The 11,730-nt window shown below is 50.1% G+C and carries 12 protein-coding genes; 5 read left to right on the top strand and 7 right to left on the bottom strand.

All coding sequences use genetic code 11. The features are described 5' to 3' along the window. Positions 1–170: 170 nt before the first annotated feature. A complete protein-coding gene (rfaD, locus tag C942_RS19455) occupies positions 171–1,115 on the bottom strand; it encodes an ADP-glyceromanno-heptose 6-epimerase (protein WP_007469402.1) in 945 nt (314 codons plus the stop codon). Between the two features lie 113 nt (positions 1,116–1,228). Between rfaD and C942_RS19450 the strand changes: the two genes are divergently transcribed. Further along, on the top strand, positions 1,229–1,873 hold the full coding sequence (locus tag C942_RS19450; RefSeq protein ID WP_007469400.1) for a TetR/AcrR family transcriptional regulator: 645 nt from the start codon (positions 1,229–1,231) through the stop codon (positions 1,871–1,873). Between the two features lie 34 nt (positions 1,874–1,907). Here C942_RS19450 and C942_RS19445 read toward each other — a convergent pair whose 3' ends face one another. Genes C942_RS19445 through gpmM form a run of 3 tightly spaced genes read right to left on the bottom strand, consistent with a single transcriptional unit; the run spans position 1,908 to position 5,368 of the window. Beyond that, positions 1,908–2,624: a divergent polysaccharide deacetylase family protein gene (locus C942_RS19445; protein WP_007469398.1), complete on the bottom strand. Its 717-nt coding sequence runs from the start codon at positions 2,622–2,624 to the stop codon at positions 1,908–1,910. Between the two features lie 36 nt (positions 2,625–2,660). Continuing rightward, the gene (locus tag C942_RS19440) at positions 2,661–3,809 is read right to left on the bottom strand and encodes a peptidoglycan DD-metalloendopeptidase family protein (protein WP_036801276.1); all 1,149 of its coding nucleotides are present in this window, start codon (positions 3,807–3,809) and stop codon (positions 2,661–2,663) included. Positions 3,810–3,826: 17 nt separating this feature from the next. Beyond that, complete coding sequence (gene gpmM, locus C942_RS19435) at positions 3,827–5,368, bottom strand: 2,3-bisphosphoglycerate-independent phosphoglycerate mutase (protein WP_007469394.1); 1,542 nt, start codon at positions 5,366–5,368, stop codon at positions 3,827–3,829. Positions 5,369–5,801: 433 nt separating this feature from the next. On the opposite strand from gpmM, the gene C942_RS19430 reads away from it, so the two are divergent. The 4 genes from C942_RS19430 to cysE all read left to right on the top strand — a co-directional run bounded on the left by C942_RS19430 (position 5,802) and on the right by cysE (position 8,888). Beyond that, a complete protein-coding gene (locus C942_RS19430) occupies positions 5,802–6,251 on the top strand; it encodes a rhodanese-like domain-containing protein (protein WP_007469392.1) in 450 nt (149 codons plus the stop codon). Between the two features lie 138 nt (positions 6,252–6,389). Next, positions 6,390–6,860, top strand: coding sequence for a protein-export chaperone SecB (gene secB, locus C942_RS19425; protein ID WP_007469390.1), 471 nt, complete (start codon positions 6,390–6,392; stop codon positions 6,858–6,860). A gap of 17 nt (positions 6,861–6,877) precedes the next feature. After that, the gene (gpsA, locus tag C942_RS19420; RefSeq protein ID WP_007469387.1) at positions 6,878–7,894 is read left to right on the top strand and encodes an NAD(P)H-dependent glycerol-3-phosphate dehydrogenase; all 1,017 of its coding nucleotides are present in this window, start codon (positions 6,878–6,880) and stop codon (positions 7,892–7,894) included. 172 nt (positions 7,895–8,066) lie between these two features. Beyond that, complete coding sequence (gene cysE, locus C942_RS19415) at positions 8,067–8,888, top strand: serine O-acetyltransferase (RefSeq protein ID WP_007469385.1); 822 nt, start codon at positions 8,067–8,069, stop codon at positions 8,886–8,888. A gap of 104 nt (positions 8,889–8,992) precedes the next feature. On the opposite strand, the gene trmL is transcribed toward cysE, so the two are convergent. The 3 genes from trmL to C942_RS19400 all read right to left on the bottom strand — a co-directional run bounded on the left by trmL (position 8,993) and on the right by C942_RS19400 (position 11,635). Next, a complete protein-coding gene (trmL, locus tag C942_RS19410) occupies positions 8,993–9,457 on the bottom strand; it encodes a tRNA (uridine(34)/cytosine(34)/5-carboxymethylaminomethyluridine(34)-2'-O)-methyltransferase TrmL (protein ID WP_007469383.1) in 465 nt (154 codons plus the stop codon). 124 nt (positions 9,458–9,581) lie between these two features. After that, complete coding sequence (cpxA, locus tag C942_RS19405; protein ID WP_007469381.1) at positions 9,582–10,943, bottom strand: envelope stress sensor histidine kinase CpxA; 1,362 nt, start codon at positions 10,941–10,943, stop codon at positions 9,582–9,584. Then, positions 10,940–11,635 (bottom strand): response regulator, encoded by a 696-nt coding sequence (locus tag C942_RS19400; protein WP_007469380.1) that lies wholly within the window; start codon positions 11,633–11,635, stop codon positions 10,940–10,942. Before C942_RS19400 ends, cpxA begins: the two co-directional genes overlap by 4 nt. Positions 11,636–11,730: the final 95 nt, after the last annotated feature.

Here is an 11,730-nt window from a genome sequence, read left to right as displayed (position 1 = left end):
GCAGAGCAAACAGCGTTGAATAGGGTTACCTTTTAATACCACAGGACAATGTCAGTATTTGTAAGCAAGACGTAATGTGCTGCTAGATATTGTTTGTCTTGTCTTAAAATAGGTTGACGGCTTAAAAAAGCCGGCAGTTATTACTACCGGCTTTATGTTGTTTTTGGCTATTATTTATTTAGGATTGCCATGTACTCAGCCACGCCTTCGGCAACGGATTTGAATGGCTTGTCGTAGCCTGCTGCACGGACTTTAGTTAGATCGGCCTGGGTAAATTTCTGGTAGCGCCCTTTCAAGTGTTCTGGGAATGGGATCTCTTCTACTTCGCCTTTACCGTGGTGTTTGATCACAGCTTTGGCGACTTCTCGGAATGATTCTGCATTACCGGTACCGCAGTTGAAAATACCAGATACACCGTTTTGCCAGAACCACAGGTTCATTTGGCAAACATCGCCCACATAAACGAAGTCACGTTTGAAGGTATCAGAACCTTCGAACAGTTTCGGATTTTCACCGTTGGTGATCTGTGTGTTGAGGTGGAAGGCAACCGATGCCATGCTGCCTTTATGCTGTTCACGAGGGCCGTAGACGTTAAAGTAGCGGAAGCCGGTGATCTGAGACAGTTTTTCACCGTGCTCTTCTGCATCTTGCCAGATGCGGCGAACATAGTTATCAAACTGCTGCTTCGAGTAACCGTAAACGTTCAGCGCACCTTCATATTCTTTTTCTTCGATGAAGTCATGATCACGGCCGCCATATGTTGCCGCTGATGATGCATAAAGGAACGGAATTTCGCGTTCCAGACAGTAATGAAGCAGCTCTTTCGAGTACTCATAGTTGTTCAGCATCATGTACTTTCCGTCCCACTCAGTGGTTGCAGAGCAAGCACCTTCATGGAAGATAGCATCGATTGGACCGAACTCATCACCCGCCATAATCTGGGTAATGAAGTCTTCTTTGTCCATGTAATCGGCGATGTCCAGATCAACCAGGTTCGCAAATTTCGTTCCGTCTTTCAGGTTGTCAACAACCAGGATGTCGTTGCGTCCTTGCTCGTTCAGAGCTTTTACGATGTTGCTGCCGATCATGCCGGCGCCACCAGTTACAATAATCATGGCTATTCCAGTCTTTAATACATTGGGACAACGGCCGCATAAGTGCCACCGTGATGAATCTTCTTTATGATAACATTACACTATTGCCACCGGGCGACGGAAGTGAGAAGCGAATGAAGACCCGCGATAGAATTATTCTGGCTGCACTAGAGCTTTTTAACGAAAGCGGTGAGCCAAACATTACCACGAACCATATTGCCGCTCATTTAGGGATAAGCCCCGGCAATCTGTATTATCATTTTCGCAATAAAGAAGAGATTATACACAGTATTTTTGATGAATACGCCCGCGATTTGAGTATTCGTTTTCAGCCACAAGCTGAAGTGAATGTCACTGCTGATAACTTATTGGGATACCTCGACGGTGTCTTCATGCTGATGTGGCGGTACCGGTTTTTTTATGCCAATTTACCGGATATTTTACGCCGGGATCCTGAACTGCAGAATAAATACCTGGCCGCGCAAGAGCAGCTGCATAGTAATATTATGGCGATGATGAACAGTTTTCGAGCCAGCGGTTTGCTGGATCTTGATGATAAAGAGCTGCTTAGCTTAGCCAATACCCTCAAGCTGGTTGCTTCCAGTTGGATTTGTTATCAGACCACTCAGGCAGCCGGCGCCAAGATTACTAAGGGTGTGATCTATCAGGGCGTATTGCAGATGTTGAGTATCGTCCGACCGTTGACTACAGCTAAGGGTAAAGAGCAGGTTATGCAGTTGGAATCTCATTACTGTGAGCAGGTACAGCGAGATATTTAGGGGAAGCGATCTTGAATCGTCGAGCCTTGAGTTCCTAACGGTATAAGGAAGAGATGCGTACCAGCTGAACATCTTGTTCGGCCAATGCCGGGATCTGCTCTTCTAGCGTCGCCAGCGTTTCAGGATAGGGATGGCCGATGGCGATGGCAAAGCCGTTTCTTTTGGCTCGTTTGATAGCCAGTCTTAACTGCTGGCTGACAAATTCTCGGGTGCGGAAGTGGTCAAGGAAAACATGACGGCGCAATGCCGGTACGCCGTGTTGCCTTGCCTGGTGCAGGGCAACAGATTTTGCCGTGGTACGGCTATCAAGGAAGTTTATTCCTTGGTGATCCAGTACCTCCATCACCCAATCCATTGCTTTGGGGTTTTGAGTCAGGGCACTGCCCATGTGGTTGTTCATGGCGATAGCATTGGGTACTCGGCTCAGGGCATGGCGCAGGGTCTGTTGCAGTTCTGCCTGCGACATCGCTTCTGTAAGGGTTGTGAGTTCCAGGGGGGCTGGTTTCAGCGGCTGCATCGGCATGTGGAGCAGGGTGTCGCGCCGTTCTTGCTTGGCCTGGTCGGCGGTTTCCAGATCGAAAGGGGTGTCAGGTAGAATAGAGATACTCACTTCAGGCGGAAGGTCTGAAAGTGCCGCCGGCATTGACTGGTAACCCAGGTCATCGATCACAATGGCTAGTCTTGCTGCCTGTAGGTTGCCAGAGAGCAGTAATCCGATCAGAAGGCTGAGTCCGATTGCGATCCGTCGCATTAAATCTGTCCTTATAAAACGTTATTTAAATCTGAGTTATTTCGTCAGCCAGCTTACCGGATTTGTCGGTGAGCCTTTGCGGCGAATTTCAAAATACAGAGCTGATTGATCCTGGCCGCCACTGTCACCTACCAAGGCGATGGCATCGTTGGCCTGAACAGTATCTCCGACTTTTTTCAGCAGCGTCTGGTTGTAGCCGTAAAAACTCATATCGCCTTTACCGTGGTCGATAACCAGCATCAGGCCGTAGCCACGAAGCCAATCAGCAAAGACAACCTTACCGGGGTAAACGGCTTTAACTTGGCTGCCTGCTGATTTGCTGATCACCATACCTTTCCAGCGCAGTTCGCCCTGCTGTGAACTGCCGTATTGATGCAAGACTTTGCCTTTGACCGGCCACGGCAGTTTGCCTTTACGTTTGGCCAGGCCATCCATCGGTACCCGGCGCGCAGCTTCTGCAGCTGCTTTAGCCTTGGCTATTTCGTCAACCAGCCTTTTTTCATTGGTCTGCAGTTCAGTCAGGTATTGAGTATCGGACTTTAGTTGAGTTTTGATCGTGCGCACAGTTTTCTTGCGCTTGCGTTGTTCGGCTTCGAGCTTGCTTTTTTCTGTTTTCAGTTCAGCCAGTGTGTTTTTTTGCTGTTGTTTTTGCTGGTTCAATTGATGCTGTTTGAGTTGCAGTTCTGTGGTGGTAGCCGCGAGCTCGTCTAGGGCACGGGCGCGGGCTGCGCTGAGTCGTTCCGCATAGACAGACATTCGGTCAAGTTCAGTACTGTCTTCACCGCTGAGTAAACTGGCCAGTTGGCTGTTTTTACCTTGTCGGTAATGATTGTTAAGGAGTTCCTTGAGCATTTCCTGCTGGCCAACTTGCTGTTGCTGAAGTTGTTGCAGTTGTCCGTGGAATTGGCGGATTGATGACTCAAGGGTAGAGAGTTCGCCTTCAGCGGCGTGGATTTTTCTGGCCGCAGCAGCAATTGCAAGTTCTTGCTGTTTGAGTGATTTTTGCAGCGATGTGATTTTTTTCTGCTTGCTGCTGAGTTGGGATTGCTGGCGAGATATTTCTTGTTTTACACCGTCAAGCTGGTTCTGGTTGGCAGCAAGGCTTGGTAAGGAAATAACCAGGCATAACAAAGCGCCAGTGCATAATGCACTGGCGCGGAGAGTTTGGTTTAGGTATTTGATCATATCCCGCATGGGATTGATTATTTCAGATCAAACAGCACCTGACCAGTCATCTCTGAAGGGATTTCGATATCTGACAGCGCCAGCATAGTTGGTGCTAGATCAGACAGTTTACCGCCTTCTTTCAGAGTTAGTGATTTGTTACCTACGTAAACCAGTGGTACCGGCAGGTTAGTGTGTGCCGTGTGGATGCCGCCAGTTTCAGGGTTAACCATCATTTCTGCGTTACCGTGGTCTGCAGTGATCAGCATCTGGCCGTCAACTTCACGGATAGCTTCAACCACTTGGCCAATGCAGCCGTCCAGTGCTTCACAAGCTTGAATGGCAGCATCGTAAACACCTGTGTGGCCAACCATGTCGCCATTCGGGTAGTTACAGATGATAGTGTCGAACTCACCGCTCTTGATAGCTGCAACCAGCTTCTCAGTCAGTTCTGGTGCGCTCATCTCTGGCTGAAGGTCGTAAGTGGCTACTTTCGGAGAAGCAACTAGTGAGCGAGACTCACCGTCAAATTCATTTTCAACACCGCCGTTGAAGAAGAAAGTAACGTGTGCATATTTCTCTGTTTCAGAGATACGCAGCTGTTTCTTACCTTTCTTAGACAGCCACTCACCCAGAGTGTTGTCCAGGCTTGCTGGCGGGAATGCGATTGGCAGTTTGATGTTTGCGGCGTACTGAGTCAGCATCACGAAATCAGCCAGCGCCGGGAACTGAGCACGCTCGAAGCCTGCAAAATCAGTTTCGAAAGCACGAGTGATCTGACGGGCACGGTCAGCACGGTAGTTCATGAAGATCACAGCATCGCCATCTTCAATAGCCGCAACGTCCTGGCCTTCAGTACGGATTTCAGTTGCTTTAACAAATTCGTCGTTTTCGTCACGAGCGTAAGCCGCTTCCAGACCAGCAACTGCAGATTCAGCGCTGAATTCAGCTTTAGCCGCTGTTAGCAGATCGTATGCAACTTCGACGCGGTCCCAGTTGTTGTCACGGTCCATAGCGTAATAACGGCCAACCAGTGAAGCAACACGACCTTTGCCCAGCTCAGCGAAGATTGCATCGAAACGCTCAAGAGAGGCTTTTGCGCTGCGAGGTGGGGTATCACGGCCATCCAGGAAGCAGTGTAGGTAAATCTTTTCTGCACCACGCTTAGCTGCCATTTCTACAGCTGCTGCAATGTGGTCTTCATGGCTGTGTACACCGCCTGGTGACATCAGACCCATGATGTGAACAGCTTTGCCTGCTTTGATTGCTTTGTCCATCGCAGCTGCCAGTGCTTCGTTCTCGAAGAAGTCGCCGTCAGCGATAGATTTAGTGATGCGAGTCAGGTCCTGATAAACAACACGGCCAGCGCCGATGTTAGTATGGCCAACCTCAGAGTTACCCATCTGGCCTTCCGGCAGACCAACATCCATGCCTGAAGCAGAGATTAGGGTGTTGGCTTCATTTGCCATCAGAGCGTCCATCACAGGCGTCTTGGCGTTAGCAATTGCGTTGTTAGCGTTGTCTTCGCGGTAACCCCAACCATCCAGGATAACCAGAGCCAGTGGCTTCTTAGCAGACATATGCTGTCCTCTCGTAAAGTTAGAAATCTGAGTTTAATTTAGACCAATTACATTAAACATCTGATGAAAGTTGAAATATCTAACGTAATTCGTCTGGTTTATGTGTAATTTTACTACAACTTATGCCAAAAACTGTAGGGTAAGATCAAACAATGCTGTAAATAGATTGTTATCTTCCAACGAGAAATATAATCATTTCCACGTTTTAGTTTAAGTCTCTGGGGACATTTTTTTGCAATTTCATTGTAAACCTGGAGTAAGTCGCCGTTGTTTAAGGCATATACTAATATCGCCGGGATCGAGTGAGCCATGGCGCGTAATTGCTGACTCTGGCTGTACAACAAGATCGACACGGGTATACTCAGGTTCCTTTTAGGTGGAGTTTGGCCCTGAATCCCAGGTGTCTGATACTAGGAAAAATAGAGCGAAAATCATGCAGCAATACATCGACTTTGTTACAAGTAATCCCATTTTATCTTTGGTATGGGTTGGTTTGGTGGTAGCCGTAATTGCTTCTTATGTGAAGCAGAAGGCGGCGGGCTATGCTGTTGTGGACCCGAACCAGGCTGTCAGCATGGTAAACCGTGAAGAGGGGGTGTTTGTCGATATCCGTAGCCGTGACGAATACCGCCAGGGCCATATTGCGGGTGCGCTTCACATTTTGCCTAGCCAAATTAAAGAACAAAACTTCTCAGAGCTTGAAAAGCATAAAACTGCCCCAATCATTGTGGTATGCAAGACGGGCCAGACCGCGCAAGAGTCTGCTGGCCTGTTACATAAAGCCGGCTTTGAGAATGTTAATTTACTGAAAGATGGCCTGATTTCCTGGAATGAAGCCAATCTGCCCCTGGTGCGCAGTAAATCAAACAAAGGTAAGAAGTAACTTCTTGCTGCCAAGGTTTGTGCACCCTTTGAGTGCGCACTGGCTACAATCTGATTCGTGCAGCGCGTGAAGATTGTCATGGCTGCGAATAATTATGATCTCATGTGATGAGATATGAGAGAGAAAAAGGACATTAAAATGGCTGAAGCAGCAAACAACGAAGCGCAACAGAACTTCCAAATCCAGCGTATCTTCCTGAAAGACGTTTCTTTTGAAGCGCCAAACTCTCCGGACATGTTCCAGAAAGAGTGGAACCCGGATGTAAAACTGGATCTGGACACACAAAGCCGTGAACTGGGCGAAGGTGTGTTTGAAGTTGTGCTACGTCTGACTGTGACTGTGAAAAATGCTGACGACACTGCATTCCTGTGTGAAGTTCAGCAGGGTGGTATCTTCACTGTTGCAGGTATGGAAGCGCCTCAGCTGGCACATTGCCTGGGTGCATTCTGCCCGAACATCCTGTTCCCTTATGCACGTGAAACTATCTCAAGCCTGGTAGTGAAAGGTACATTCCCGCAGCTGAACCTGGCTCCGGTAAACTTTGATGCGCTGTTCATGAACTACCTGCAGAACCAAGCGCAAGCAAACACTGAAAACACTGAAGCTTAATTAGCTGATTAGCCGTTATGAATCAAAGCGTAGATAAAGCAATCACGATGACAGTGCTGGGTGCCGGCTCGTACGGTACCTCACTGGCAATCTCACTGGCCCGCAACGGTGCAAATGTCATCCTTTGGGGGCACGAGCCGGAGCATATGGCGCAGCTTGAGGTGGACAGATCTAACGAAGCCTTCCTGCCGGGAGTACCGTTTCCTGAGTCGCTGATCGTGTCAGCGGATCTGGAAGCTGCGGTTAAGGCCTGCCGTGATTTGCTGGTGGTAGTTCCGAGCCATGTGTTTGGCGAGGTATTGTCGAATGTGAAGCCTTTCCTGCGCGATGACTCGCGGATCTGCTGGGCAACCAAAGGCCTTGAGCCTGAGACCGGCCGCTTGTTGAAAGAGGTGGCTGTTGAGGCATTGGGTGAGGATGTGCCGCTGGCTGTCCTGTCCGGCCCGACGTTTGCCAAAGAGCTGGCAGCTGGTATGCCGACGGCGATTGCCGTGTCTTCCCCGGATGAAACTTTTGTTCGCGAACTGCAGGAAAAAATCCACTGCAGCAAGACGTTCCGTGTTTACAGCAATACCGATTTTATCGGTATGCAGCTGGGCGGGGCGGTGAAGAATGTGATTGCGATTGGGGCCGGCATGTCGGATGGTATCGGTTTTGGTGCCAATGCCCGTACTGCGCTGATCACTCGTGGTCTGGCGGAAATGTGTCGCCTTGGCGCTGCTCTGGGTGCGCAGCCGGAGACCTTTATGGGGATGGCTGGGCTGGGGGATTTGGTACTGACCTGTACTGACAACCAGTCACGTAACCGTCGTTTTGGTCTGGCGTTGGGCCAGGGTAAATCGGTAGACATTGCTCAGGAAGAAATAGGCCAGGTTGTTGAAGGTTATCGCAATACCAAGGAAGTGTGGCTGCTGGCCAAGCGCCATGGTGTTGAGATGCCGATCACCGAGCAGATTTATCAGGTGCTTTACCAGGGTAAAGATGCCCGTGAGGCAGCCAAAGATCTACTGGCCCGTGAGAAGAAAGACGAATAACGGTTAACTTCTTCGTTGTCGGGTTACTTCTTTATGGCTCGATGACACTAGAAGCTGAAGATTGAGACAACGCGGGCCGGGTGCTCGCGTTGTTTTTTTTTCATAGCAGGTTACAGTTAACAGATAACCAAATATCAGATTGAATAAACGGACAATCGAGACAGAGGGTGACGTGAAGGAATGTCAACAACATGAGATCTGGCAGGCGATCAAGCGGGAAGCGCGGGAGCAGTCAGAGCAGGAGCCGATGTTAGCCAGTTTCTACCATGCAACGATCATTAAGCATGACAATCTGGCTGGAGCACTCAGTTATATTCTGGCTAATAAGCTGGCCACACCTTCGATGCCAGCAATGGCTGTACGCGAAGTGGTTGAGGAGGCGTATGCAGCCGACTGTATGATAACGGAATCTGCCGCTTGCGATATCCGGGCTGTGGTTGAACGAGACCCGGCTGTGGGGATGTTCCTGACACCTCTGTTATATCTGAAAGGTTTTCATGCCCTGCAAGGTTATCGGGTAGCTAACTGGCTCTGGAAGCAGAACCGGATTGCGTTGGCTGTTTATCTGCAAAACCAGATCTCAGTTGCCTGTCAGGTGGATGTGCACCCGGCGGCGACTATCGGTCAGGGGATTATGTTCGACCACGCGACCGGTATTGTGATTGGTGAAACGGCAGTGGTCGAAAATGACGTGTCCATCCTGCAGGATGTGACGTTGGGTGGTACAGGTAAAGAGTGCGGCGACCGTCACCCGAAAATTCGTGAAGGGGTGATGATTGGTGCCGGTGCTAAGATCCTGGGTAATATTGAAGTCGGCGAAGGGGCGAAAATTGGTTCCTGTTCCGTGGTATTGAACCCTGTGCCGCCGCATACAACGGTTGCCGGGGTGCCGGCGAAGATTGTCGGCCGTCCGAGCAGTGAAAAGCCGGCGATGGATATGGATCAGCGGTTTAACGGTACATCCCAGACCTTTATTGCCGGTGACGGTATTTAACCTTTCACTGTTGATGAATTAAATTTAAAAGCGAGAGCTGCAGCTCTCGCTTTGTCGTTTTTAAGAGGTTATTTTTCTTGAGCTTCGAACCTCTAATTTCGGACTTATACCGCGCCTTCAAATCCCAGTTGACGCCATACTTCATAGCCGATGATAGCTGCGGCATTGGACAGGTTCAGGCTGCGGCTGTCCGGGTGCATCGGGATGCGCAGGCGCTGTTCCAGTGGCAGGACTTCAATTATTTCAGCAGGCAGGCCACGGGTTTCCGGGCCGAATAACAGCACATCACCGGCCTGAAATTTGGCATTAGTATGGTAGTTGGTTGTCTTGGTGGTGCAGGCAAAAATGCGGCGTTCACCAATGGCTGTCAGGAAAGCCTCAAAGTTTTTATGACGGTGGACATGAGCGAGATCGTGGTAGTCCAGTCCGGCTCTGCGCAGTTTTTTTTCTTCTAGGTCGAAGCCCAAAGGTTCAATCAGGTGCAGCGTGGCACCACAGTTGGCGCAAAGGCGGATAATGTTGCCGGTATTCGGAGCGATTTCCGGTTCATAAAGGGCGATATCAAACATACGGGTGGCTTCAGCTAAAAATTTGCCCCTATTGTAACCAAAACAAAGGGGACGAAAACCAACCGGAGAGAAAAAGCGGAAACGGACAGACTGTCTGTCCATTTCCGCTGATGATATTACTTGATTACCGGGCGAGTGGTAGCGAAATGCTGACTCTGAGGCCGCCAAGCGGACTGCGGCTGGCCTTGATACTACCGTTGTGCTGGCGGATCGCGCTTTCGGTGATTGCCAGCCCTAGGCCTGTGCCACCGCTGCTGCGATCTCTGGCTGTCGATACCCGATAGAAGGGACGGAAAATATCGTCCAGCTCTTCATCCGGTACCCCTTCACCGTTATCGTCGATCAGGATCGTAAGCTCTTGGTCGGTGGTGGCGAAGGTTACCTCGATAATGTCGTTGCCATACTTGATGGCATTACGCACCACATTTTCTAGGGCGCTGATCAGCAAGTTTGGGTTACCACTGAGTGGCCACTCTTCGAGCGGGGTATAAGTCAGCTTTTTCTGGCTTTGCTCAGCTTCGAAGCGGGCATCTTCCAGCATTTCATACCACAGGGTGCTGGCGTCTGCGTTTTCACGCTCCTGATGACTGTTAACCTGCATGCGTGAAAGCTCCAGTAGTTCGCTGATCATTTTTTCCAGTCGCTCAGCTTCGGTATCAATTCGCTCCAGTTCCTTACTTTCACCTTGTTTGCGTGAGGCCAGAGCAGTGGCCATCCTTAACCGGGTCAGCGGTGAGCGTAGCTCATGGGAAATATCAGACAGCAGGCGTTGCTGGCCGCTTACCATCTGGTTGATGGCCTGGACCATTTGGTTGAAGCTGGCTCCGGCTTGTTTGAATTCTCGGGGGCCGGATTCAAGTTTCGGATTGGCTTCAAACTCTCCGGTTGCTACACGTTCAGCGGCTTGTTGCAGGCGACGGGCCGGAATACTGATGGCCCATGCTAACCAAAGCAGCAGCGGTGTGCTGACCAGCATCGTCAGTAACAGGAGCTGAAAAGGTTTGTCCATAATCTGGATGAAAAACGGCGGCGGTTCCCGCCATATCCGGCCGATGTACATCAGCAGTGTTTGTTGCTGGTGCTCGACGGTAAATGGCCCGGCCATCATCCAGCGGCCATAAAGCTTCTGCTTCGGATCCTCCGGGTTATCGGCCATGGTGATGAAATTACGCAGTGCCTTATTACGCTTCTGAGGCGTGATAATTTCCCCGTCGGTGGTGGTGAAGTAGAGCTGAAAGCCCTTATGACGCTTATGCTCGGTGAAGTGTCGCAATTTTTCTTGCAGCGGCTCCCGGCCAAAGGCAATGCGATCTGAAATACTGAGGGCCGAGTCCTGATAACGTTTGAGCTGTGGTTCCGGGATTGTATGCTGGGATCGTGGATCGAGGTGCGGCAGCAACAGCAGCACGACGACAATGAGCAGCAGCGTCAGCCAGAAAGTGGCAAAGATTCGGCCGTAAAGGCTGGAAAAACGGGGCAGTTTCATCCGGCTTCCTCAACAAGCAGGTAGCCTTTGCCGCGCAGGGTTTTGATGCGTGGCTTTCCGTCACTGCGCTCAGGCAATTTCTTGCGAAGATTGGAAATATGCATGTCGATAGCGCGGTCAAACTGAGCCAGCCGCTTGCCCAGGACCTCGAGGCTCAGTTCATTTTTGGAAATGATCTTGCCGGGATGGCGGATGAAATGGCTCAGCAGTGCCAGCTCAGTTCCCGTCATATCTATCAGCTGCTCATTGCAATACACTTCTTGTCGTCCCGGATAAATGGTGATGTCCTGATAAATCAGGCTGTCAGATGCATGGTGGGCATCATTACTATTGTGTTGGGTCCGGCGTAGGATTGCACGCATTCTGGCCAGTAATTCCCGGTCGCTGAAAGGTTTTGGTAGGTAGTCATCGGCACCCAGCTCCAGCCCCAGTACCCGGTCTATTTCTTCACCTTTGGCGGTCAGCATCAGTACTGGGGTACTGTGTTGTTCGCGCAGTTTTCGCAGCATTTCGGTACCGTTCATTTTCGGCATCATGACATCAAGCAGGATCAGGTCAATGGTGTCATCGACTTTACTTAGTCCTTGTTCCCCATTATTGGCCTCAATGATTTCGAAGCCTTCCATCTCAAGAATGTCGGTTAACAGGGCTGTCAGTTCGGTATCGTCATCGACCAGCAGTATCTTTGCCATGGGGTTACCTTATGCATTTGGTTGCCTTTGTGGAAAGGCGTGGTAAGGTTAATCAGTCAGCTCCAGTATCGCTAAACTCCTCCTTTCCGCCAAGC

It is taken from the genome of Photobacterium marinum, assembly GCF_000331515.1.
Classification (GTDB): domain Bacteria; phylum Pseudomonadota; class Gammaproteobacteria; order Enterobacterales; family Vibrionaceae; genus Photobacterium; species Photobacterium marinum.
Note: the sequence above shows the minus strand (reverse complement) of the source record. Positions and strands in the feature narration are given on the sequence as shown.